Annotated in this window: 22 protein-coding genes; 12 read left to right on the forward strand and 10 right to left on the reverse strand. The window is 43.2% G+C overall.

What is annotated here, in order from left to right; translation table 11 throughout:
• The first annotated feature begins 14 nt into the window (after positions 1 to 14).
• The 5 genes from ACED48_RS16035 to ACED48_RS16055 all read left to right on the forward strand — a co-directional run bounded on the left by ACED48_RS16035 (position 15) and on the right by ACED48_RS16055 (position 4,147).
• The gene (locus ACED48_RS16035; RefSeq protein ID WP_017058194.1) at positions 15 to 320 is read left to right on the forward strand and encodes a chaperone NapD; all 306 of its coding nucleotides are present in this window, start codon (positions 15 to 17) and stop codon (positions 318 to 320) included.
• On the forward strand, positions 317 to 2,806 hold the full coding sequence (napA, locus tag ACED48_RS16040) for a periplasmic nitrate reductase subunit alpha (RefSeq protein ID WP_371692194.1): 2,490 nt from the start codon (positions 317 to 319) through the stop codon (positions 2,804 to 2,806). The genes ACED48_RS16035 and napA overlap by 4 nt, the downstream gene beginning before the upstream one ends.
• A 125-nt stretch (positions 2,807 to 2,931) precedes the next feature.
• Positions 2,932 to 3,387, forward strand: coding sequence for a nitrate reductase cytochrome c-type subunit (locus ACED48_RS16045; RefSeq protein ID WP_010430099.1), 456 nt, complete (start codon positions 2,932 to 2,934; stop codon positions 3,385 to 3,387).
• A 29-nt stretch (positions 3,388 to 3,416) separates the two neighbouring features.
• Complete coding sequence (locus ACED48_RS16050; RefSeq protein ID WP_009845456.1) at positions 3,417 to 3,998, forward strand: NapC/NirT family cytochrome c; 582 nt, start codon at positions 3,417 to 3,419, stop codon at positions 3,996 to 3,998.
• An 11-nt stretch (positions 3,999 to 4,009) separates the two neighbouring features.
• Positions 4,010 to 4,147 (forward strand): TIGR02808 family protein, encoded by a 138-nt coding sequence (locus ACED48_RS16055; protein WP_010430103.1) that lies wholly within the window; start codon positions 4,010 to 4,012, stop codon positions 4,145 to 4,147.
• Between the two features lie 124 nt (positions 4,148 to 4,271).
• On the opposite strand, the gene phaC is transcribed toward ACED48_RS16055, so the two are convergent.
• The 5 genes from phaC to ACED48_RS16080 form a co-directional block, all read right to left on the reverse strand.
• Entirely contained in the window at positions 4,272 to 6,083 is a 1,812-nt protein-coding gene (gene phaC, locus ACED48_RS16060) for a class I poly(R)-hydroxyalkanoic acid synthase (RefSeq protein ID WP_017058192.1), read from the reverse strand.
• Positions 6,084 to 6,158: 75 nt separating this feature from the next.
• Positions 6,159 to 6,506, reverse strand: a complete 348-nt coding sequence (locus ACED48_RS16065) for a phasin family protein (RefSeq protein WP_017058191.1) — start codon at positions 6,504 to 6,506, stop codon at positions 6,159 to 6,161.
• Between the two features lie 130 nt (positions 6,507 to 6,636).
• Entirely contained in the window at positions 6,637 to 7,848 is a 1,212-nt protein-coding gene (locus ACED48_RS16070) for an acetyl-CoA C-acetyltransferase (RefSeq protein ID WP_017058190.1), read from the reverse strand.
• A 26-nt stretch (positions 7,849 to 7,874) separates the two neighbouring features.
• Positions 7,875 to 8,615, reverse strand: a complete 741-nt coding sequence (locus tag ACED48_RS16075; RefSeq protein ID WP_017058189.1) for an SDR family oxidoreductase — start codon at positions 8,613 to 8,615, stop codon at positions 7,875 to 7,877.
• 456 nt (positions 8,616 to 9,071) lie between these two features.
• Positions 9,072 to 9,752, reverse strand: coding sequence for a hypothetical protein (locus ACED48_RS16080; protein WP_029627244.1), 681 nt, complete (start codon positions 9,750 to 9,752; stop codon positions 9,072 to 9,074).
• A gap of 96 nt (positions 9,753 to 9,848) precedes the next feature.
• On the opposite strand from ACED48_RS16080, the gene ACED48_RS16085 reads away from it, so the two are divergent.
• Together ACED48_RS16085 and ACED48_RS16090 are read left to right on the forward strand one after the other, a co-directional pair.
• Positions 9,849 to 10,424, forward strand: a complete 576-nt coding sequence (locus ACED48_RS16085) for a hypothetical protein (protein WP_017058187.1) — start codon at positions 9,849 to 9,851, stop codon at positions 10,422 to 10,424.
• 269 nt (positions 10,425 to 10,693) lie between these two features.
• A complete protein-coding gene (locus tag ACED48_RS16090; RefSeq protein WP_017058186.1) occupies positions 10,694 to 10,936 on the forward strand; it encodes a hypothetical protein in 243 nt (80 codons plus the stop codon).
• A gap of 164 nt (positions 10,937 to 11,100) precedes the next feature.
• On the opposite strand, the gene ACED48_RS16095 is transcribed toward ACED48_RS16090, so the two are convergent.
• Positions 11,101 to 11,559: an Lrp/AsnC family transcriptional regulator gene (locus ACED48_RS16095; protein WP_017058185.1), complete on the reverse strand. Its 459-nt coding sequence runs from the start codon at positions 11,557 to 11,559 to the stop codon at positions 11,101 to 11,103.
• Between the two features lie 149 nt (positions 11,560 to 11,708).
• Between ACED48_RS16095 and ACED48_RS16100 the strand changes: the two genes are divergently transcribed.
• Together ACED48_RS16100 and ACED48_RS16105 are read left to right on the forward strand one after the other, a co-directional pair.
• On the forward strand, positions 11,709 to 12,638 hold the full coding sequence (locus ACED48_RS16100; protein WP_017058184.1) for a DMT family transporter: 930 nt from the start codon (positions 11,709 to 11,711) through the stop codon (positions 12,636 to 12,638).
• A gap of 140 nt (positions 12,639 to 12,778) precedes the next feature.
• Entirely contained in the window at positions 12,779 to 13,234 is a 456-nt protein-coding gene (locus ACED48_RS16105) for a hypothetical protein (protein ID WP_017058183.1), read from the forward strand.
• Between the two features lie 257 nt (positions 13,235 to 13,491).
• Here the strand turns inward: ACED48_RS16105 and ACED48_RS16110 are convergent, their stop codons facing one another.
• On the reverse strand, positions 13,492 to 13,833 hold the full coding sequence (locus ACED48_RS16110; RefSeq protein ID WP_017058182.1) for a YggL family protein: 342 nt from the start codon (positions 13,831 to 13,833) through the stop codon (positions 13,492 to 13,494).
• 251 nt (positions 13,834 to 14,084) lie between these two features.
• Here ACED48_RS16110 and ACED48_RS16115 point away from each other — a divergent pair, with 251 nt between their 5' ends.
• Positions 14,085 to 16,121 (forward strand): PhoX family phosphatase, encoded by a 2,037-nt coding sequence (locus ACED48_RS16115; protein WP_017058181.1) that lies wholly within the window; start codon positions 14,085 to 14,087, stop codon positions 16,119 to 16,121.
• Positions 16,122 to 16,315: 194 nt separating this feature from the next.
• Here the strand turns inward: ACED48_RS16115 and ACED48_RS16120 are convergent, their stop codons facing one another.
• From ACED48_RS16120 to ACED48_RS16130, 3 genes are all read right to left on the reverse strand, one after another.
• On the reverse strand, positions 16,316 to 16,936 hold the full coding sequence (locus tag ACED48_RS16120) for a LysE family translocator (protein ID WP_017058180.1): 621 nt from the start codon (positions 16,934 to 16,936) through the stop codon (positions 16,316 to 16,318).
• A gap of 165 nt (positions 16,937 to 17,101) precedes the next feature.
• Entirely contained in the window at positions 17,102 to 18,388 is a 1,287-nt protein-coding gene (locus tag ACED48_RS16125) for a DEAD/DEAH box helicase (protein WP_017058179.1), read from the reverse strand.
• 181 nt (positions 18,389 to 18,569) lie between these two features.
• Complete coding sequence (locus ACED48_RS16130) at positions 18,570 to 19,553, reverse strand: GTP-binding protein (RefSeq protein ID WP_017058178.1); 984 nt, start codon at positions 19,551 to 19,553, stop codon at positions 18,570 to 18,572.
• 712 nt (positions 19,554 to 20,265) lie between these two features.
• Here ACED48_RS16130 and clcA point away from each other — a divergent pair.
• Both clcA and ACED48_RS16140 read left to right on the forward strand, forming a co-directional pair.
• Positions 20,266 to 21,678 carry a H(+)/Cl(-) exchange transporter ClcA gene (gene clcA, locus ACED48_RS16135; RefSeq protein ID WP_017058177.1) on the forward strand — a complete coding sequence of 471 codons (1,413 nt, stop codon included), beginning with the start codon at positions 20,266 to 20,268 and terminating at the stop codon, positions 21,676 to 21,678.
• Between the two features lie 209 nt (positions 21,679 to 21,887).
• On the forward strand, positions 21,888 to 22,868 hold the full coding sequence (locus ACED48_RS16140) for a TDT family transporter (RefSeq protein WP_017058176.1): 981 nt from the start codon (positions 21,888 to 21,890) through the stop codon (positions 22,866 to 22,868).
• Positions 22,869 to 22,929 lie beyond the last annotated feature (61 nt).

Genomic DNA, 22,929 nt, shown 5'->3' on the forward strand with positions numbered 1-22,929 from the left:
AACGAGAGCAATTTATGGCACTAAATGAAGTGCATATATCAAGTTTAGTCGTGCATGTGAGCCCTGAGCATCTAAATGAGATCAAAGCAGAGATCGAGCAATTCGATAACGCTGAAATCTACGGAGATAGCCCTGAAGGCAAAATCATCGTGGTCCTAGAAACCGAAAACCAAGGTTTTGTAACGGACACCATCGAAGCAATAAACAACATTAAGAACGTTTTAGGGACAGCTTTGGTTTATCACCAAATCGAAACTGGACTAGAAGAAACGGATTTAGAAACTGGAAGCAACAATTCTCAACTTGAGGGTGAAGTATGAAAATGACAAGACGTGCGTTTGTGAAAGCAAACGCAGCGGCATCAGCGGCAGCCGTTGCAGGTGTAACACTACCAGCAACCGCAACCAACCTGATTGCTAGCTCTGATCAAACAAAAATCACGTGGGATAAAGCGCCTTGTCGTTTTTGTGGTACGGGCTGTTCAGTACTAGTGGGTACTCAAAACGGCAAAGTGGTCGCAACTCAAGGCGACCCAGAAGCACCAGTAAACAAAGGCCTTAACTGTATCAAAGGCTACTTCCTTTCAAAAATCATGTACGGCAAAGACCGTCTAGAACAACCTCTTCTTCGTATGAAAGATGGCGAGTTCCATAAAGACGGTGACTTCGCACCAGTATCTTGGGACAAAGCGTTCGATGTGATGGCTGAGAAATGGAAAGCATCTCTTAAGAAGAACGGTCCAACAGGTGTTGGTATGTTCGGTTCAGGCCAATGGACGGTAATGGAAGGCTACGCAGCTGTTAAGATGATGAAAGCGGGTTTCCGTTCAAACAACATCGATCCAAACGCTCGTCACTGTATGGCTTCAGCGGTAGGCGCATTCATGCGTACTTTCGGTATCGATGAGCCAATGGGTTGTTACGATGACTTTGAACACGCAGACGCATTCGTACTGTGGGGTTCAAACATGGCAGAAATGCACCCAGTACTATGGACTCGTATTACCGACCGCCGTCTAAGCCACCCACACGTTAAAGTAAACGTACTGTCTACTTACTACCACCGTTCTTTCGAGCTTGCAGACACGGGTTACATCTTCGAACCTCAATCGGATCTAGCAATTGCTAACTTCATTGCTAACTACATCATTCAAAACGATGCGGTGAACTGGGACTTCGTGAACAAGCACACGAACTTCAAGCAAGCAACGACAGACATCGGTTACGGTCTGCGTGACGATGATCCACTACAGAAAGCCTCTGCGAACCCTAACTCAGGCAAAATGACTGATATTAGCTTCGAAGACTACAAAGCGTCTGTTGCTGAATACACAGTTGAAAAAGCCTCTGAAATGTCAGGTGTCTCTCAAGATGACCTTATCAAGCTGGCTAAGCAATACGCGGATCCAAACATCAAAGTGATGTCTCTATGGACAATGGGCATGAACCAACATACTCGTGGTGTGTGGATGAACAGCCTTGTGTACAACATCCACCTTTTAACCGGTAAGATTTCTACTCCAGGCAACAGTCCGTTCTCACTAACAGGCCAACCATCTGCGTGTGGTACTGCTCGTGAAGTTGGTACATTCTCTCACCGTCTACCAGCAGATATGGTGGTTGCGAACCCTAAACATCGTAAGATCGCAGAAGACATCTGGAAACTTCCAGAAGGGACTATCCCACCTAAACCAGGTGCTCACGCTGTTGTTCAAGACCGTATGCTTAAAGACGGTAAGATCAACGCGTACTGGGTAATGTGTAACAACAACATGCAAGCGGGTCCAAACATCAACACAGAACGTCTACCAGGTTACCGTAACCCAGACAACTTCATTGTATGTTCTGACCCGTACCCGACAGCAACGGCTCAAGCGGCTGACCTTATTCTTCCTACCGCAATGTGGATTGAGAAAGAAGGTGCTTACGGTAACGCAGAACGTCGTACACAAGCGTGGTACCAACAAGTGAAAACCGTAGGTGAAGCTAAGTCTGACCTATGGCAAATCATGGAATTCTCTAAACGCTTCACTGTTGAAGAAGTTTGGGGCGAAGAACTTCTTGCTAAAGCACCACAGCATCGCGGTAAAACGATGTACGACGTGCTTTACAAAAACGGCAACGTTGATGCATTCCCACTGTCTGAAGCTCAAGAGCTTAACGACGATGCACAAGCTCAAGGTTTCTACGTTCAAAAAGGTCTATTCGAAGAATACGCAGCCTTTGGTCGCGGCCACGGTCACGATTTAGCACCATACGATCGCTACCACCAAGTTCGTGGTCTACGTTGGCCTGTTGTTGACGGTAAAGAGACACTATGGCGCTTTAAAGAAGGTTCAGATCCATACGCTAAGAAAGGCTCTGATTGGGACTTCTACGGCAAGCCAGATGGTAAAGCACTGATCATCAATGCGCCATACGAAGCGCCACCTGAAGTACCAAACGATGAATACGATATGTGGCTATGTACAGGCCGTGTTCTTGAGCACTGGCACACAGGTACTATGACTCGTCGTGTACCAGAACTTTACAAAGCAGTACCGGATGCACTTTGTTACATCCACCCTGCTGATGCTAAAGCTCGTGGCCTTCGCCGTGGTGATGAAGTTCTTATCGAAAACAAACGTGGCGAAGTACGCGTTCGTGTTGAAACTCGTGGTCGTAACCGTCCACCACAAGGCTTGGTATTCGTACCATTCTTTGATGCAAGAATTCTGATCAACAAGTTGATCTTGGATGCAACGGATCCTCTGTCTAAACAGACGGATTACAAGAAGTGTCCAGTTAAGATCACTAAGGTCGCTTAAGGACAATATGTTCTTACCACTTAGCTCGTAGATCTGACGTATTTAATATTGCGACTGCTTTTTTCGTTACTTTTTGAAAGAAGTAGTCCACTCAAAGAATTAGCCTTTAGGCGGAGAAATTAACCATGAAAAAACTGATTACTGCCCTACTATCAGCTGGTCTTTTGCTAGCTGGTGCAGCGCAAGCTGAGCTAGATAACCCAGGTGGCATTGGTGGCGTAGAGTCTCTACGTGGTGCAAGTGAACTTGAAGCAACTCGCGCAGCAGATGATTTCAAAAAGTTCCCTCGTGACCAAGTACTTGAGAGTGACTACGTATACCAACCACCTCTAGTGCCTCATACTATTCGTAGCTATGAAGTTTCTCTTAACGCTAACAAGTGTCTTTCTTGCCACAGCTGGAAAAACGCAAAAGAAATGGGTGCGACTAAAGTGAGTGTAACTCACTACATGAACCGTGAAGATGCGGTACTTGCAGACGTATCACCTCGTCGTTACTTCTGTCTACAGTGTCACGTTCCTCAAGCTAATGCTAAGCCACTAGTTGAGAACGAGTTCAAACCTGTAGATTCACTGCGTTAATCGTAGCCGGACTGTAAGAGAGGCTATATATGATAAAATTACTTAAAGCGTTTTGGAAAAGACTCGCGACACCAAGTAAAGCAGCCGTTGGCGTTGTTTTGTTCTTGGGTTTCTCGGGTGGTCTTTTGTTCTGGGGTGCATTCAACACGGGTATGGAGGCAACCAACACGGAAGAGTTCTGTTCTGGCTGTCACGCACCTATCGTTGCTGAAATCCAAGAGACAATTCACTACTCAAACCGTTCTGGTGTTCGTGCTATCTGTTCAGACTGTCACGTACCTCATGAATGGACTGATAAAATTGTTCGTAAGGTTCAAGCATCTAAAGAGCTATACGCACACTTTATTGCGAAAACCATCAATACTGAAGAAAAGTTCAAAGCACGTCGTGCTCACCTAGCAGAACGCGAATGGGCTCGATTGAAGAAGAACGATTCACTTGAATGTCGTAACTGTCACCAGTTCGATTACATGGACTTCTCAGAGCAGAGCCCTCGTAGTGCGAAACAACACTCGACTGCGTTAGCTTCTGGTGAAAAAACGTGTGTAGACTGTCACAAAGGTATTGCACACAAACTACCAGACATGCACGGCGTTGAAGGCTGGCAATAAGGAGCGATTGAATGAGTACTTTAGAAAGCGTAATTTGGCATATCCTAGGTTACAGTGCGATGCCAGTTATCATTCTTGGCGGCTTCGCAGGTGTAGCAGCCGTATCTCTTTGGATTTTATCTATGGGTAAAGACAAAGAAATCGATTAACAATCGAGATTACATCAACTTATGACAATTGTTTTTTGAGATAAGTTAACACTAAAAAGCCACTGAAATCAGTGGCTTTTTTATTACCTGGTGTTTTGTTTTACTGTAAATTCAAAGACGATGCCTAAGCTTTGCTTTCCGGAGCTTCTGTCTCAGCAGGTTCTTTATCGACGATCGGCAGCACCTGTTTTACATAGTTGCCTGGCGCTTTACCAATCACAGGGTTTAGCTCTGAGCCTTGATTGAAAGGTTCGATTTTTTCGTCAGTTTCAAAACCTTGTAACCACTGATCCCAATGTGTCCACCAAGACCCCTCATTATGAGTCGCATTAGTTAGCCACTCGTCCGCCGAGTCATCTAGGTTGTCATTCAGCCAGAACCCGTACTTCTTCTTATCTGGATGGTTAACAATACCCGCAATATGACCAGACTCACCCAACACAAAGGTTTTATTGCCACCAGTATTCAATGCGCCGCGATAAGTCCCCTGCCACAAAGCAATATGGTCTTCTTTGGCTGAAATAAAGTAGCTTGGTATTTTGATCTTATTCAAATCAATCCAAACACCGCCCACTTTCACACCTTTGTCTTGAATCAGTTTGTTTTCAAGATAAAGCTCTCGCAGCAAGAAGTTATGACACTTGGCCGCCACGTTTGTGCTGTCACTGTTCCAGTACAGAAGATCAAACTCCATCGGGCTGCTGCCTTTGAGGTAGTTATCAATGTAGTAGTTCCAGTACAGACTGTTTTCACGAAGCAAACTGAACGTCACGCTCAGTGAACGACCATCCATATAACCTTTCGCGTCGTTCTGTTTCTCGATCGCGTTAATGATCGTTTCGTTGATGTACGCGCCCACCTCTCCCGGCTGAGAGAAATCCAACAAGGTGGTAAAGAAAGTCGCGGTTTTAATGCGCTTTTTCATGCGCTTCGCAGCGTAGTAAGCCACCGTCGAAGCCAACACCGTGCCGCCAATACAGTAACCTGCCGCGTTGATTTGCTCTTTACCCGTGATGTCTTCAATTGCAGCAACGGCTTTAACCACGCCTTCCGTGACATAGTCACCAAACTCAGTGTCTTTCTGCGCTTCACCTGGGTTACGCCAAGACATCATGAATACGCTATGCCCTTGCTCAAGTAACCAGCGCACCATCGAGTTCTTCTCACGAAGGTCAAGAATGTAGTACTTATTGATGAACGGCGGAACGATCAACAAAGGCGTAGCGTTAACCTGCGGTGTCTTTGGATGGTACTGAATCAGCTCAAACAGCTCGTTTTGAAAGACAACATCACCTTCGGTGTTCGCAACATCCACACCCAATCGGAAAGCGTTGTTGTTGGTCATGCGGATCTTGAGTATATCGGCGCTTGCTTCAACGTCTGCTTGTAACTGCTCTAACCCATCGAGAAGGTTTTCACCATTTCGCTCAAGTGTCAGTTTCATCAACTCTGGATTCGTTGCAATAAAGTTGCTTGGAGAAAGTGCATTGATTGCCTGACGAGAAAAGAATGCCACTCGCTCTTTGGTTTTTTCGTCAATACCTTCGATCGAGTTGATGGTGTCGATATAGCTTTTACTAAACAACAAATAGGATTGTTTGATAAAGCTGTAGAACGGGTCGTTTTTCCACGCTTCATCAATAAAGCGCTTGTCGCTGCGGTCTTCTGAGATAACACTCTCGGTGTTGCCCATCAGCGCGGCATTCTGCCAGATCTTAAGTTGCTGTTCCCACCATTGAGATTGTAACTGAAGCAGAACGGCGGGTTGGTTGGCGGCTTGCTCGAAGATTTTTGATGCATCATCAAAGTTCAATTCTTGCATCGCTTGGTTTAGGGGAGATTGCGCGGCTTCCTTGTTTTGTTCAAAGCTTTCCCACCATTGCTGGTTCGTTTGTTGAAGTTTAACAAGGTAGTCCGAAAAGAAGTGTTGAAACATAACATGGCTCCAATAATCGGAAAATCGCCACCGAACCTCACAGTAAACACTGCGCTAACTCGATGGCGATTAAATTTATGCAGGTGTAACTGTTTTCAAGTTTTCAGTTGTTAGTGTTTCAACATCTTCTTTGAACTCTTTTGCAGCAGCTTGCATTTTTGAGCTATCACTCATCATCTGTTGAGACAATTGAGTTAGCGCTGCTAGTTGCTGGCTGTTGAAAGCCGTTAGGCTAGCCACGTCTTTGATTTCAGTCACTGCTTTCATTTGCGCAAGACCCATGTTCGTGTATGTCTGCATTGCATTCATTTGCAGCTCTGTCATCGTTTGGACGTTCTTTGCAACCAACTTGTTGAACTTTAAGTACGGTTCAAATTGCTTTTCAGTTTGGTCAGTCATTGTTTTGAAAATATCCGTGTACATAAGTAACTCCTGATGAATACATAGTTTAATAAATTTGTGTCACTATCGTTTCAGCCAACGCTCATCGATTAACTCACGATGCTTTGAAAAGCTGATCCGATATTTAAGCTTGCTACAGATATATCAGGCTCTAACCGTCAATACCTTTTAGCAAAACAGCGGTTCCCATTCCTCCACCCACACAAAGTGAAGCAACGCCATAAGTCGTTTTCTGTTCAAGCATTTCATGGATGAGTGAAACAATAATTCGATTGCCTGACGCACCTAAAGGATGGCCAAGCGCGATTGCACCACCATTCACATTGACCTTTGGCTTGAACTCATCAAGCGGTAAGTCATGCTGCTCTGACAATTGGTACATTACGCCAAGAGCTTGTGCTGCAAACGCTTCATTCAATTCAAACAAATCTATTTCTTCGAGAGTGAGGTTCGCTTTATCAAGCGCTTTAGAAACCGCTTCTACTGGCCCTAAACCCATAATCTTTGGGTCCAAACCTGACTGTGCGTAGCTGGTCAGTTCCACTAAAGGTGTTAGACCATATTTCGCTACCGCCGACTCAGACGCTAAGATGATTGCACTCGCGCCATCATTGATACCCGAAGCGTTACCCGCCGTGACAGACCCTTCACGGTCAAAGGCTGGGCGAAGCTTTTGCAGACCTTCGAATGTCGCGTCTGACTTCGGATACTCATCGGTATCAAAAGTGACGGTTTGTCTGCGCTGCTTAACTTCTACAGGCACGATTTGGTCGTTAAACTTACCCGCTTCAATCGCAGCAACGGCTTTCTGTTGGCTTTCTAAAGCATAGTTATCTTGAGCTAGGCGCGAAATATTCAGCGTGTTCGCGATATTCTCAGCGGTCATGCCCATGTGGTAATGATTAAACGCATCGGTTAAGCCATCACCAACCAGTAAGTCTTTCATTGAGATGTCACCCATTTTGTGACCATTACGAACGCTCGCTGGTACCACAAAAGGAATTTGTGACATCACTTCAACGCCAGCAGCAATAACCACTTCAGCATCTTGTGCTTTGATGTGCGCCGCTGCGTCCATCACTGATTTCATGCCGCTTCCGCAAATCATGTTCACACCGTATGCTGGTGTTTCTTCAGGAAGCCCTGCATAGATGGAAGCCTGACGAGCAACCCCCATGCCTTGACCTGCCGAAATCACGTTGCCGACTATCACTTCGTCAATCGCATCTAACGGTAGGTCAACTGCGTCCAACGCACCTTTAATCGCCACACCAGCTAGTTCACCCGCGGATACGTTGTTTAAAGACCCGGTAAATGCACCAATTGGGGTACGTTTTGCCGCAACAATAAATACTTTTTCCATCATTCCAATCCCTTCAGTTTTGCCAATTAGTGCATGTACAAGCCGCCATTCACAGACAATGTTTCGCCTGTAATGTACGCGCCAGATTCACTCGCTAAAAAGCCCACTGCGTCCGCAATTTCAACAGGTGTAGCCAAACGTTTCATTGGGATTTGTTTCTTTATTGAATCAAGAATTTCAGGCTTCATTTGCTCAACCATAGGTGTTGCTGTGTAACCAGGGGCAATCACGTTCACTGTTACGCCACTGCGAGCGCCTTCTGCAGCCAAGGCCTTCGAAAAACCAATCATTCCGGCTTTAGCAGCCGAGTAGTTGGTTTGTCCAAACTGACCTTTAAGACCATTGACTGAAGAAATGTTGATGACTCGGCAGTTACCCTTTTCGCACATCGGTGCAAACAAAGGCTGTGTCACATTGAAAAGGCTGTTGAGGTTTGTCTCAATCACATCTTTCCAAGCTTCCGCATCCATCTTTTTAAAGACACTGTCACGCGTAATACCAGCATTGTTTACCAACACATCAACCGTGCCTTCTTCTTCCAACAACTTGCTTAAGCTCAATGCACATTCAGCAGTGTTAGTAACATCTAATTCAAACAATCTGACTTGATCTTCAGTAAATTGTTTTTCCTTAAACCAATCTACTGCACATTGATAATTCCCTGTAAAATAGGTCGCGATCACACGATATCCATCTGCGACTAGTTTCGAAGATATTGCCGACCCGATACCGCCTTTTGATCCTGTAATTAAAGCAAGCTTTTTCATTAATGGTTCCATCCCTTAAAAGCAATTAAATAACAATGATGTTAATAAAATAATGTCTTAGTTGATAATTAAAGTTTACGTTTTGCTTTAATTAAACCCTACATCTCAAAATCAAAAAGTATTATTACAAATATAAAATATTTTCATATTATAGCTAAAAATCTGACTTGCCTCTCAAAAAATATGAAATGTTACACATATGTAAATATAGGTAATTCTATGATTTTAAAGTTATTTAATTAATTTTAATTATATCATCAAGATAGTAAACCTTTGTTAATCCAAGATAAACTGACAGCTCAAAGCTTGTTTCAACCAGAATGCAATATAGAAAGTAAAAATAATCAATAACGGATATAAAATAAAAAGCCCACTCAATTAATGAGTGGGCTTTAAACTTTTAAATAGAAAGGTTAATTTCTATTAATACATCCGACATTAATAGTGGCGTGGATCCTACTTAGTAAATATTTCATTTGTATTTACATCTAAATAAATTTTATTTTCAAGAGATAGTCCGCCACAATAGATAAAATAGACATCTCGACCACTGTACTTCACCGACTTCACCCAGCCGCCTAATTCTTCGAAATCACTTGGGGTACATTCACCTTCAGAGAGCAGCTTAGCAATTGTGTTACGAAACTTCTCTTGATGGATCTTAAGATCGTCGGATTTAACCAAGTATGAGTCCAATATCTCTTTGTTTTCTTTTTCCGAGATAATCACTTCATCGTTAGATAAACCAGACATTGCGACCCATTCTGCCGTCTGAGGGCCACCTTCTTTTAGGACGATGTAATCTGAGATACGAGCCCATTTACCCTGCTTCTCTAATACTTCGACTTTTTCGCTCTTATAGAGGTAATCCGTTATCAAACCATCAACTTCCGGCTGTTCCACCACTTCAAGCTTTCTGTCCAAAACATAGAACTCTGTCTGTTCTGGCTCAGGTTTAAGCTCCATGAGCGGTTCTAAGTCAGATTCAGATTGCTGAGCAACTTCTTCAATTGATTCTTCGTTTTTCTCTGTTGGTGTTGAGTCTTTTTTCATAACAAAGAAGTAGTACGCCGCTCCTCCTCCGCCCAATACTAACAATACAAGTAAAGCGATCAGCGCTTTTTTCATCAAATCCACCAACTCTTCCGTTTTAGGTATGCTTTAAGTGTACATCAACTCATGTTGTCACTCATCTATACTCTCTAAAGAGAGTACGGTAAGTAGAGGAAAGTCATGCGTTTTTATGTGAAGGTTATGATTATGAGTGTAGCTTGGAGTGCGAATGTCTCGTTCGCAAACCATTGTAATCGTGAAAACTGGCAAACACTGTTGGATCGCCAGCTCGCATTCGAAAGTCGCTATAACCAATACACCAAAGAATTCAACCGAGTTCTTTCAACTTATGAATCCCAAACCCTTCTCTCTAAACATTTCACTGAAACACAGATCATTGAACTTTGGGTAAAGTATGAACCAAGATTTAATGTACAGCTCAAGAATCATATGAATACCGCTTATGATATCTCTGAGGTTTTGTTAAAGCAGGCATACGTGGTGTCTACAGAACTCGAAGGGGCTCAGTTTCTCAGCGATTCATGGCAAGCTGTCGCTAAACACTGTGCAACGGCAAAGCTACCAAGCCAATCAGAAAGCGCGCAGGTGCACGTGGTAAGTTCGCAATCGCTTTCCCAAGATCTCCATACACTCAGCGAAAAGTTTCGTCAGCTGTCATCAAAGTATCGTCAAGAAGCCGCCATAATAGATAAAGCACGCCGTACAACAGCGCCTATAAAAGACGTCCAAAACTAAAACCCACACTCGACTTTCTCTGCTCTTTGACGGAATTAACTTGAATAGATAGCTACGTTCCATTAAGAATAATCAAATAGTTCGCTAATCAAAGCTTTATCAATAACTTGTAAAGTTAATGTGTCAAATACCAACAAGAAAGCTTAATTTCCAACCAATTCAGGTGGCTATATGAGATATTCATCACAAAATAGATTTACAAATGCCAGAAAATTGTTATCATGAATATTCATATAGCTTAATAACAAGACACATTTTGGCTAGGTAATATGCAAAAGACTATGGCTTTCAACTGCTTGAGTAACACGGAATGGACTGCAGAGGTAAGAGGTAAACTTTTATCTGTAGCTAAACACATGGAAGAGTTCGGTTCAGTCAGTGAGCTAGAGCTATGTAAGATATTTGGAGAAACAATTTGGAATGATGGTGTGGATTATCATTCACATGCTTTTTCATTCAGAATTAATGCACAAACTGGGGATTGTTCAATCTCTCACTTTAAGTATCACTAAGTTTTGCACCTATCATGTACGGAGTACCTTTCACGAGTTGCTCCGTTTTTATTGTTGCGTATCTGCAATTTAATAGACAATCATTAATTGCTCCCGCGATTCCTATCAGGAATAATTACCTTTTCTGCTCATTTCATCACATAACGTATCCCTTTACCTACAGCTTAGTCGGTATAAACCGGTAGCGGCGCGTTACCTTTCACTTGTCTTATCGCAAGGTGAGTGTGGATGTCTTTGACGTTAGAGAGCCTTTGGAGCTTTCTTGTAAATGCCTCGTAGGCCATCAAGTTTGGGTTAACCACTTCTAACAGATAATCATAAGCCCCAGATACAACGTGGCAACTGATGACCTCTTCCATCTCGACAATTGCACTTTCAAACTTATCGATAGACACTTCTTGGTGGTTGTTTAAGCTCACTTCAACAAACACACTCATTGCTATACCAACTTGCTCTCGAGACAAACTCACACGATAACCGTCAATAATCCCTTTTTCTTCGAGCCTTTTGATACGCCTTGCACACGGTGAAGGTGATAAACCCACTTCATCAGCGAGCTCCGCCGTGGTTAACCTGCCATCTATTTGTAACAACTCAAGAAGATGTCTATCAATTCTATCCATAGCGAATACTGCCCATTAGTTATATTCATTAATAATTTAAAGAATATTAGCAGAAACAATTAATGATAAGTAAAATTAGAACTAAATTTGCCAACTTATGGCACGTACTCTCCCCCATAATTAGTCATCATTCAATTTCCTTATTTATTATGACGCTTGGCTATCTATCTATTACTGTCACTTTGCTCATCTGGGCGAGCTTTTTTCTTTCTCTTAAAGGCGGCGCGAATTCAAATTTAACGCCTGCAGACATCGCACTCACACGCTTCCTTATTCCCGCCTTGGTACTATTACCCTTGGTGTGGAAAGCTCGTAATGCCATAACAGCAGTGCCTAATCGTTACTTGGTTGGTATGTTTGTCGGCAGTGGCCTGCCTTATCTGCTCGTCGCAGGTACAGCAATGCAGTTTGTTCCTGTTTCACACGGCAGTGCTTTGATACCCGGAACACTGCCTCTGTTTGTTACCGGGATTGCAATACTCTTTTTCAAACAGCCACTTAGCCGCCATCGCAGTGCAGGTTTAACCTTGGTGTTACTCGGTATTATATTGTTCTTAGGCAGTAGTTTAAGCAGCTTCAACTTTGAATATACAAAAGGCCACTTGTTACTTCTCTGCGGAAGCTTAATGTGGGCGACCTTTACCATCTCAGCGCGTGTCGCCAATCTTAATGCGTTGGTGAGCGCGGGGTTAATCGCTATCAGTTCAACTTTGCTATTGTTGTTTTTGATCCTAACAAGAACTGTCCCTAGCTATTTAGTAGATGCACCCATCACTCAATGGCCTTTCTCAGAGCTTGCCGTACATTCCGCAGTACAAGGGGTTGGAGCAGGTCTAATTGCCGCATTCACTTACCTTTATGCGGTTAACACTCTCGGGGCAGAGCGTTCTGCGGCGTTCGGGAGCGCGACACCAGCCGTTGCAACGTTATTAGCTATCCCTCTATTTAACGAAACCCCTGATCTTATGACTTGGTTCGCTCTAGGTTCTATTTGTATCGGCAGCTTAGTAGCAAGCAACATTTTCATGAGAAGCGACCAATCGATGCAATACCAACCGCCAAGCCATAGCAAAACTTGATTCGTTTAATTATCTATATAGATTAATTTGAAGTTTTGACCCGTATAAGCCTACCAACGTAGGCTTATCTAAAATCTGCTTTTTCTGAACTCGCTTCTCCATTAAACTGTCAGGCCTTTTTGCCCATCCAAGAGAACACCATGCAACGCGACTACACCTTAAATTGCTTAATCACCATGCCTCGCCATGAACTAGAAGAATTTAGTTTAAGAATGATTCATCGCCTGGTTCCTGAAGATGCAATGACGGAATTGTTCACTTTTGAGCAAGAAGAAGTGGCCAGCGAAGAACGTATGCAATCAGCGAAGTTTGACGCAATGCTACGAATGAGCGCGATTGCCCTTGGTGAAGTGAACCTAGCATTCTCTGAATCTGACAACTCACAACAAAACATTGAGCGTATGACTCGTTTGCTGCTTTGGCATTTCTATTCGATTTCGTTCAATCTTGAAGAAGCAATTTCGATTGAAGTGCACTGTGAGAAAGTCGAGAAGATCTTAGTTAATGCTCCGAAGGATGCATTTGGTTGGGTTAAAGAATTGACTGAACTACTTCACTTCTACGCGAAAGTGAATGAAGGCGACGAAACTAAATAAGCTAACAAAACGAAAGAAAGCGCATAAGTTCACATAGATACGAAGCCTAATATAAGTAGAAGCTTTGTTAAAATACGTTCTCTGCCGTTGTCCAACCAAGCTTATTAAAAACCTTAATATGACATACTTTGAAACTATAAACTTCGACAATATTAAAGGCCCAATCGGTATACGATTAGGCCTTTAATTGGGTGTGTTGTTGTTCGCTCAGCAAAGCCTGATTAGCCTTCAAGGTAAGCCAACAGCACAACCTAAATTTAGAACGCGTAGTTTGCGTCAACAAGTTCACTGACTTCAACTTTGTTTACTTCTGCACGTGCTTCAAGCCATTGTGCAACTTGTAACTGCTCTGCTTCTGTTACTGAACGGTAGCGTTCAACCGAACACAAGAAACCTTCAAATAATTCTAAACCACCGCCTCCAAAGCACAGGTTAAGGCTTTCGATAAAGTCGACAAACTCATCAATGAACACATCATATTGGTCAAAATCAGTCATCGATGTAGTGCAGCTTACTTCAAAACCTAGAATAGCGAATTCACCCAAATATAGCTTTTTGCGTAGGCGACGATTTTTATTTTCGATTTTATCTAATTTCATAACTGTCTCTCTTTACGTTTAATAAGGCACTTATACACAGTTCCTAATCAATCCCCAAGAGTTTTGTATTACACGAAGGCCTTCCGAGTAAAAATTGTTCTACATAAACAAAACCTTAATCAAAACTATAAAAATCTGTCACCTAACTGCTTCACGATTAGTCACACATTGATCAAAGCGATTTACTCGTTAGTAAGTAGCTAGATCATTCATGGACAACGAATAAATACAATCAATAGGAATCAGTACAGATGAGCAAGGAAACATTTGATAGCACTCGTTTCAACAAGAGCACAAATAAACCTTTCGAAGAAGTTTTAGACGCCAATCTATCGAGAAGGAACATATTGAAAGGCGGCTTAGGTATCAGTGCAATGACCGCATTTGGTGCGTTTGGACTTTCCGGGTGTAACTCTTCTAGCTCAAGCATTCCAGCAGGTAATGGTTCAGGTGTATCAAGTGCAATGTTGAACTTCGATTCCATTCCAGGATCACTAACCGATGCAGTCTCGGTTCCACAAGGTTACATAGCGCAAGTATTAGTACCATGGGGGACACCTCTAAATGCACAAGGTAGTGCATGGAAAGATGACGGCAGCAACACAAGTGAAGAACAGTTAAATGCTCTAGGTATGCACCACGATGGTATGCACTTCTTTCCTTTAAATGACAGAACTACAGACGGCTTATTGTGTATCAACCATGAATACATAGACTCGATGGCGCTGCACCCAAGTGGCCCAACCGTAGAAAGTGGTGTACGTACTGTTGTAGATGAGGTACGTAAAGAAATTAATGCCCATGGCGTATCAGTTGTTCGAATTCAACTCGAAGACAACATGTGGAAACTGGTTGATACTGATCCACTCAACCGTCGCTACACAGGTGCGACGACTATGGACTTGTCTGGCCCTGTCGCACATACCGCTCACACCGTGACTCGCTTCTCCCCTGATGGCAGCCAAGCACGCGGTACATTGAACAACTGTGGTAATGGTTTCACACCATGGGGCACTTACTTAACGTGTGAAGAAAACTGGCCAGGTTACTTCGTTAATGCAGGTGTTCGTACTGAAGAGCAAGATCGTATTGGCGTCGATGACACAAGTACACGTTACTTGTGGGACACTCTCGCTGGTAACACAGAAGAACGTTTAGATGAATTTACCCGCTTTAATGTAGAGCCGACAGGCGCAAGCGCAATGGACGATTACCGTAACGAAGCGAACGGCCACGGTTACATTGTTGAAATCGACCCATATACACAGAACTCTCGAGCGAAGAAGCGTACTGCACTAGGTCGTTTCCGTCACGAAGGTTGCACTTTTGGTAAACTAGAAAAAGGTCAACCCGTTGTCTTTTACTCAGGACACGATTCTCGTTTTGAGTACCTATACAAATTTGAATCGGCAGCAGGCTGGGATCCAGCAGATGCGAATCCATCAAACCGTTTAGCAACCGGTGATAAATACATGGATGAAGGCACGCTTTATGTGGCACGTTTCAATGAAGACAGCTCAGGTACTTGGTTACCATTGAATCTAAATAGCATTACGTTAGCTGGCGGGACTTTGGCAGACCATTTCAACTCTTTGGCTGAGATCATCATAAACACTGCGGGTGCTGCGGACCTCGTTGGTGCAACACCAATGGATCGCCCAGAGTGGTGTACCGTCGATCCATACACAGGCTCTGTATATCTAACACTAACCAACAACACCAAACGCACCAATGATACGAACGCAGCAAACCCACGTTTAAACAACAAATTTGGTCATGTGATTCGTTGGGATGAAGGTGAAGCAGCAACGGACTTCACTTGGGATATTTTCTTATTTGGTTCACCAGCCAATGGCGATACAGACATTAACCGTTCTGGATTAACGGACCTGAACCAATTTGCTAGCCCAGACGGCCTAGCGTTTGACGCTCGTGGCATTTTGTGGATTCAAACCGATAACGGTGCTGACGAAGTGACAGGCTACACCAATGATCAAATGCTGGCAGTCGTACCCTCTAAATTGACGGATGAAAATGGAAATCAAGCAGTAATTACAAAGGACAACCAAGCAGAGTTAAAACGCTTTTTTGTTGGTCCAAACGGTTGTGAAGTAACAGGTTTTACCATCAGTCCAGACTATAAGTCATTGTTTGTAAATATTCAGCATCCGGGAAACTGGCCATACAGCAATAATGCAGCAGAGGAGACTCCGTCAGGTATGTCGGTGCGTCCTCGTGCAGCAACGGTTGTGATTCGTCGTGAAGATGGCGGTGAAATAGCGGTTTAAGATCAGTTAAAAACTCTTGTCTAACAATATAAGCTAAAGAGTCAAGTTATAGGCAAGTAATAACAAAAAGAGCGATAAGGCCAAAGCCCTATCGCTCTTTTGATATTCTATTGATTAGCTTGTTCTGTTAACTCACAAGCTATCGTCACAAGGAAGAATGGCGAATGGCCTTTGTTCGTTATCGCTAACTAAAGCTAACTAACGAACAACCACACACCAACGCCCATCATCAGCGTACCAGCAATGCGGTTCATCAACTTTACGTTGTCTGCCTTGCCTAGCATATGCTTAAGGCTCTTCCCGCCTGTCGCGTACAAGGTCATGCAAACGAATTCAGACACCAGAATAATAGAAACTAAAATGAACAACTGCGGCGCTAAATCGATTTTGCTGTTAATGAAAGGAGGCAATAACGAAATCATAAACGCCCAACCTTTCGGGTTAGCAATCGCAGTAACAAAGCCTTGAACTACCAAGTCCCAATCATTGTTTACTTGAGTCTCTAGATTATCAGTACTGATCGCCAACTTACCTCTTGAACGCCACATTTGTACACCCAAGTAGAACAAGTAACCTGCGCCGATAAATTTAAACCCAGTAAACAGCCACGGGTAATTGAGCATGATTGACGCAATGCCCAATACAGCAGCAACTGACACAACAGCTACACCAGCCAGTTCGCCGATCATCATCCATAATGTGCGCTTGTATCCAACACTCATTCCTAGTGTCAACGCCAGAGTCATACACATACCGGGCGTGATTGACACAAAGAAAAACGTGGGAATAAAAGCCCAAAGTAGTGCGCTATCCATATTATTACCTTATCGACTTATTTTTATTTTATGGTTGTTGTTTCTTAAGCGGGCTTAAAGCGAAGCGATGTTGAAACGAAGCAGTAATGACAATAAACAATATTGCGAACAATACAAACAAAAAGAGCCACATAACAGTGACTCTTTTCAATTCACCGACCGTAATTACTTACGACGATTTTTAATTCGCTTCATCATAGTCAAACGACGTTCAGCGCTTGCTTGATCTTGCGGTTCTTCGTTCGCGTTGTTCTTACGACCTTGGCGGTTTTTGTAAGCCGACTTAGTGTTCAGCTTTTCAATGTAAGCATCACGCTTCTTCGGTTCGTAACCCGGTTGCTCAACACGGCGAATACGCTGTTGAATCAGTGTCTCAACTTGAACAACCGTCAGCTCTTCTTCGCGGTTAACGAAAGACACAGCGTGACCTTGCTTACCAGCACGACCTGTACGGCCAATACGGTGAACGTAATCTTCCGCTAGAAAAGGCATGTCGTAGTTAATCACGTGTGGTAAGTCTTCAATATCCAGACCACGAGCCGCAACGTCAGTTGCCACCATCACACGTGCTCTGCCTTCTTTAAAGTCATCCAACGCACGACGACGAGCGCTTTGCGCTTTATCACCGTGACACAGTACCGCTTTAATACCGTCAAGCTTAAGCTCTTTAACTACATCGTTCGCAGTTTCTTTGTAGTTCACGAACACAAGCACTTGGCGCCAGTTTTTGCGGCCAATCAGCTCAGAAAGTAGCTCTGTTTTACGCTCTTGGTCAACTGGGTACACTACGTGACCGACAGTCGCAGCTGTTGAGTTTTCGCGCTCAACACTAATACGTTTAGGTTTGCGTAGAATATCAACCGACAGTTGGTTCAACTGAGTAGAAGTCGTTGCAGAGAACATCATGATTTGCGGCGATGTTTCTACATCCAACATAATTTTACGAACGGCATTGATGAAGCCCATATCAAGGATACGGTCAGCTTCATCAAATACTAGGAATTCTAGGTTAGCAATAGACACGTTACCCGCTTCTAAGTGCTCTTCTAAACGGCCAGGTGTTGCAACCAAAATATCCACACCCAGTTCTAGCTGGCGAACTTGTGAAGACATCTTGTTACCACCGTAAACCGCTGAAACACTTAGTTCAGTGTATTTAACGTAGTCTTTGATGTTTTGAGCGATCTGTGCAGCAAGCTCACGAGTTGGAGCTAGAATAAGGCCGCGAGCCGTTCCTCGAGATGCTTTTTTACCGCTGTTCAGTAGGTGCTGAATAACAGGCAATGAGAATGCCGCTGTTTTACCCGTACCAGTTTGAGCAGTAGCAAAAATATCATGGCCTTTACGAGCCATTGGAATTGCTTTTTGTTGAATTGGAGTGAGTTTTTCATAACCACACTCAGTCAACGCTTTGACTAATTCAGGAGCAAAACCTTGAGAAGAAAATGACATTGTTACGGGTTCCTTAAGCAGACAGCCTATATTCTTATTTCAGCCGAGCACTATAAAGTAATTAGAGTGATTTATCTCACATTTATCGTGACATAACGCAAACTTTCTCATTTAATCCAGTGTTCACCTCACCATCCGCGAAGCAAACACCAGAATAATCGTTTCAAACAGGATAATTGTTCTATTTGATGCCACACAGCTTGAGTAAAATCTGTTCCAGATCGCCCCAAGGCATAAGCTGCGAGTCAATCACTTCCAGTCGAGATTCAAAACCATCGAGCGTGATTTCATTGACTGACACAACTTGATTCGCCACATTGAATGCGTAGCAACCTTGGTCAGTATTCACCACGGCTTTTACACGCTCAGCCGTTAGATCCGACAACATTGAGAAGAGCGCATCGAAATCAAACTTATACTCGGCACCAAACAGCCAACCGCAACTAAAGTAGCCTTGACCTTTATTCTCTTTACGGATGAACGCTTCACCGGGAGGAAGTTGGAATTGAGGCTCTTGTTCAGCGTGATCGTGATGATGCGCTTCAATATGGGATGAAGCACTGCCATACACTCTTTCAATGTCCAACACTTCCAATGGCACTTCACCATCGTGAATCAGCTTATGAAATACTTTGGCTGGCGTTTGATCCGTTACCCAATCGTTAAATACATCGATGTCTTCAGAATGAACAAGATCGACTTTAGTACCAAGAATTACATCGGCACTGTCTAGCTGGTCATTAAAGTTCTGATTAGAGGTGTATTTTTCGTTGGATAAGTTACGCGGATCAACCAAACCTAGCGTAGCTTTAAGATCAACGTATGGCGTGTACTGCTCTGAAGTCAGCGTCGCTATCACTTGCTTTGGATGACCAAGCCCAGTTGGTTCAATCAGCAAACGGTCTGGTTTTTGACGTAACAATGCATTAATGCCAACCGACATAGGTACGCCCGCAGTACAGCACATACAACCACCGGGGACTTCTTTGATAAGCGCTCCCTGATCCGTCATTAGCGCCCCATCAATACCAACTTCACCGAACTCATTAACCAGAACAGCCCAGTTTTCATTTTCAGGTTTATTTTTTAGCAGGTTCAAGATGGCTGTCGTTTTACCAACACCCAAGAAACCCGTAATGATGTTTGTAGGAACTTTTTTGCTCATATCAGTTCTCCTTTTTAAGGGAGTATATACTCAATCACTAAAAAGTTGACCCCAATCGATTGTTTATACCAATCACAGTAAGTAAGTGATCAGAAATAGCGCAGGAAAAAGGCTTGAGAACAAGGCGTAATTTTTTGATAAGTAGTTATTCTACAATAAAAAATTATAACGCAGTTATCGAGCGTTTTAACCAGCTAGGATGACCAATTATTTACTACGATTGGTATTACACTGAGAATAGTTAATGGGGAGATGTCTTTAATATGATCAAAAAGATAATTTGTAGGGATATAAAGCGGGAAAGTTGAGGCACCAAACGAACTAAAGGCGTACTTTATCAGTACGCCTCACCCTCGTTACTCAATCGTGAGTTCGCGAATCAGGAAGTCTTAAACATCGACCTGAACATTTAACGAGGAACTAAACGTTGTCTTTGAGTCCGTCCAAATTGTGTGTAAAACCTCATTTCTCCTTGCGGTTCGTTATGTTGCTTTACGATTTAACTATGGTTCATTTTTGAGGAGATTCAAGCTACCACCAGATAATTGCGCAAAATTGTGACGGTGATTCCACTATTGCTCATATGTTTCATTTATGAAACGAACATATACCATAAATGAAATTCAACTTTTCATCTTTGTTGCTATAGGATATTCGGAGGAAGCGTATAATTTGTGCATACTCACCTTATCAACTCAGGAACCTTACCTCTATGACCAGAAGAGAGAAAATAAAGCAGTCCTTATTAGCTAAAATGCCAAGGGATGCTATTAGCCAATTTCTCTCTAGGGATAAGACACCAGCTTCGGTTCTCTTTCTTTCTTGTATCGTTGGTGTGCTTGCCGGCGTTGTTGGTACTTACTTCGAAGTTGCCGTTCATTTCATATCAGAGACTCGAACTGATTGGCTGAAAGATGAAATTGTTCACCACTTACCACTTTGGCTTGCAGCATTCCTTATCAGTGCTGCATTTGCCTTTATCGGTTATTTCCTCGTGCACCGCTTTGCTCCCGAAGCTGCAGGTTCAGGTATCCCTGAGATCGAAGGCGCAATGGATGGCATGCGGCCTGTTCGCTGGTGGCGAGTGCTGCCAGTAAAATTCTTTGGTGGTATGGGCGCATTAGGTTCGGGGATGGTGTTAGGTCGTGAAGGACCTACCGTTCAAATGGGCGGTAGCATCGGTCGAATGATCACAGACATTTTTAGAGTCAAAGATGACGATACTCGACATTCATTGCTCGCTTCAGGTGCCGCAGGCGGTTTAGCCGCCGCATTCAATGCTCCATTGGCCGGAATTATGTTTGTCGTCGAAGAAATGAGACCACAATTTCGCTATTCACTCATTTCAATCAAAGCGGTCATTATCTCTGCAATCTCTGCCAATATTGTTTTTCGTTCAATCAATGGTCAGTCCGCTGTTATCACAATGCCTCAGTATCAACCGCCAGAATTAGATGCGCTTTGGTTATTCTTGTTATTAGGGGTACTGTTCGGTTTGTTTGGTGTCACTTTCAATAGACTGATTACGCTTTCCCAAGACCTGTTTGTAAAGATTCATAAGAACGACCGTAAACGCTACCTAATCACCGGGACCCTGCTTGGTGGTTGCTTTGGTTTATTACTGCTATATATACCTGAATTAACTGGCGGTGGTATTGGCATCATTCCGAACATTACTAATGGTAATTATAGTACCAACGTACTACTACTCATTTTCTTAGGGCGTGTTCTCACCACACTACTTTGTTTCGGATCTGGTGCGCCAGGTGGTATTTTTGCACCTATGCTAGCGCTAGGGACTCTCTTTGGTTACGCGTTTGGACTTATCGCTTTGGCATTCTTTCCTGAGTTGAATATTGAACCAGGTATGTTTGCGATTGCCGGCATGGGCGCATTATTCGCGGCAACCGTGCGTGCGCCAATTACAGGTATATTATTGGTGATCGAAATGACCAATAACTACTACCTCATTCTCCCTCTGATCATCACCTGTTTAGGGGCGGTTATCATTGCTCAGATGCTAGGTGGTCAGCCAATTTATACTCAGTTATTGAATCGCACGTTGAAAAACGAAAAGCTACGACAACAAGACCTTCCTCCACAAGAAGAAACTCTATCGCGATAAGAACGACAAATCGAATGAGACGACCAATCCTAAAGCACAGATTAGTCGTGCTTAATGTCCCGATTTCGCATCAAAGTAAAAAAAGCAAACGTTATACTTGCTATTATCCTCTCAAACTTCTCTGAGTGCCCAATGACATCCTGTGACGGCACAATTGAATGTTGTCGTTAGATTATACGTTCTAAAATCAATTGAGCTGGAGCAAATCGTTGAACTGGAAAAGGTTAACCCAAGTAAAAAATGTGCCGCCATCTCAGGCGTCTTTAGCACTTGGAATAATTGGACTAGGACAAGCTTGGGCTTTATATGTTCCAGGTATTGGTGAAATCATTCGCCCCTACCTTGCTTCATTTGGCGGTTTGTTACTACTGCCCGTTCTACTCCGTTATCTAACAAGCTTTAATACCTTTTTAAATGATATCCGCCACCCGTTAAGTGGAAGCTTAATGGCACCGATGAGCATGGCGCTTCTAATTCTGTGTGACTATTTAGCTGAAATATCGCCAGTTATTGCCTATCCAATTTGGTTCTGTGCACTATTACTGCATTTTACCATGATGGTGTTGTTCTTTAGCTTTCAGATCATCAATTTCAAAATGTCGAATATTGTCCCGAGTTGGTTTCTTTATCCTGTAGGTTTAATTAGCAGTTCACTGGCGGGAACACAATTTGGCCATACGGTGTTTTCTGAAACACTCGCAACGACATGTATTACTATCTATTTCTTCATGCTTCCCGTAGTACTGTATCGCTTGGTTTTCGAAGGAAATCTTCCTCGCAGAGCAAGGCCAACACTCGCCATTATGGCAGCACCTGTGAACTTATCTTTAGCCGCTTATTTAGTCAATTTCGATAGTCCAGACCCGATACTAACAGGCGCTTTGGCTGGTATCGCCATCACCATGACACTGCTGATTTACTTGTGCTACATTCGCTTAATGCGCTTGAAATTCCAACCTTCAATTGCTGCGGTGACCTTTCCATCGGTAATAAGTGCTATTGCTATGCATCGCTTAACCACATTTTTCGGCACTGAATATCCACAATGGTATTGGCTACACAAGTTTGGCTTCTTTGAACTTACCATAGCTACAATATTGGTTATTTGGGTGGCTGGCGGTTACATAAAAATGTATTGGCCAGAGTGTTTTGATTCTGATTATACGTCTCAAAAGATCAAACGTTCTTAAATCGTTCGCCAGAAGCGCCTATTTGATAAAACGTCCCCCCATTTCCGGTTCAGGCAGAATG

Source organism: Vibrio sp. 5S239 (assembly GCF_041439575.1).
In the GTDB taxonomy this organism is placed as follows: Bacteria; Pseudomonadota; Gammaproteobacteria; order Enterobacterales; family Vibrionaceae; genus Vibrio; species Vibrio kanaloae.

What these genes read in the sequence shown, in the direction of transcription:
- ACED48_RS16115 (WP_017058181.1), top strand. Translation starts at nt 14,085, where the DNA reads ATGAGCAAGGAAACATTTGATAGCACTCGTTTCAACAAGAGCACAAAT.
- phaC (WP_017058192.1), bottom strand. Translation starts at nt 6,083, where the DNA reads ATGTTTCAACACTTCTTTTCGGACTACCTTGTTAAACTTCAACAAACG.
- ACED48_RS16110 (WP_017058182.1), bottom strand. Translation starts at nt 13,833, where the DNA reads ATGAAATTAGATAAAATCGAAAATAAAAATCGTCGCCTACGCAAAAAG.
- clcA (WP_017058177.1), top strand. Translation starts at nt 20,266, where the DNA reads ATGACCAGAAGAGAGAAAATAAAGCAGTCCTTATTAGCTAAAATGCCA.
- ACED48_RS16120 (WP_017058180.1), bottom strand. Translation starts at nt 16,936, where the DNA reads ATGGATAGCGCACTACTTTGGGCTTTTATTCCCACGTTTTTCTTTGTG.
- ACED48_RS16085 (WP_017058187.1), top strand. Translation starts at nt 9,849, where the DNA reads ATGCGTTTTTATGTGAAGGTTATGATTATGAGTGTAGCTTGGAGTGCG.
- ACED48_RS16095 (WP_017058185.1), bottom strand. Translation starts at nt 11,559, where the DNA reads ATGGATAGAATTGATAGACATCTTCTTGAGTTGTTACAAATAGATGGC.
- ACED48_RS16105 (WP_017058183.1), top strand. Translation starts at nt 12,779, where the DNA reads ATGCAACGCGACTACACCTTAAATTGCTTAATCACCATGCCTCGCCAT.
- ACED48_RS16090 (WP_017058186.1), top strand. Translation starts at nt 10,694, where the DNA reads ATGCAAAAGACTATGGCTTTCAACTGCTTGAGTAACACGGAATGGACT.
- ACED48_RS16070 (WP_017058190.1), bottom strand. Translation starts at nt 7,848, where the DNA reads ATGGAAAAAGTATTTATTGTTGCGGCAAAACGTACCCCAATTGGTGCA.
- ACED48_RS16075 (WP_017058189.1), bottom strand. Translation starts at nt 8,615, where the DNA reads ATGAAAAAGCTTGCTTTAATTACAGGATCAAAAGGCGGTATCGGGTCG.
- ACED48_RS16100 (WP_017058184.1), top strand. Translation starts at nt 11,709, where the DNA reads ATGACGCTTGGCTATCTATCTATTACTGTCACTTTGCTCATCTGGGCG.
- ACED48_RS16065 (WP_017058191.1), bottom strand. Translation starts at nt 6,506, where the DNA reads ATGTACACGGATATTTTCAAAACAATGACTGACCAAACTGAAAAGCAA.
- ACED48_RS16125 (WP_017058179.1), bottom strand. Translation starts at nt 18,388, where the DNA reads ATGTCATTTTCTTCTCAAGGTTTTGCTCCTGAATTAGTCAAAGCGTTG.
- ACED48_RS16050 (WP_009845456.1), top strand. Translation starts at nt 3,417, where the DNA reads ATGATAAAATTACTTAAAGCGTTTTGGAAAAGACTCGCGACACCAAGT.
- ACED48_RS16055 (WP_010430103.1), top strand. Translation starts at nt 4,010, where the DNA reads ATGAGTACTTTAGAAAGCGTAATTTGGCATATCCTAGGTTACAGTGCG.
- napA (WP_371692194.1), top strand. Translation starts at nt 317, where the DNA reads ATGAAAATGACAAGACGTGCGTTTGTGAAAGCAAACGCAGCGGCATCA.
- ACED48_RS16035 (WP_017058194.1), top strand. Translation starts at nt 15, where the DNA reads ATGGCACTAAATGAAGTGCATATATCAAGTTTAGTCGTGCATGTGAGC.
- ACED48_RS16130 (WP_017058178.1), bottom strand. Translation starts at nt 19,553, where the DNA reads ATGAGCAAAAAAGTTCCTACAAACATCATTACGGGTTTCTTGGGTGTT.
- ACED48_RS16045 (WP_010430099.1), top strand. Translation starts at nt 2,932, where the DNA reads ATGAAAAAACTGATTACTGCCCTACTATCAGCTGGTCTTTTGCTAGCT.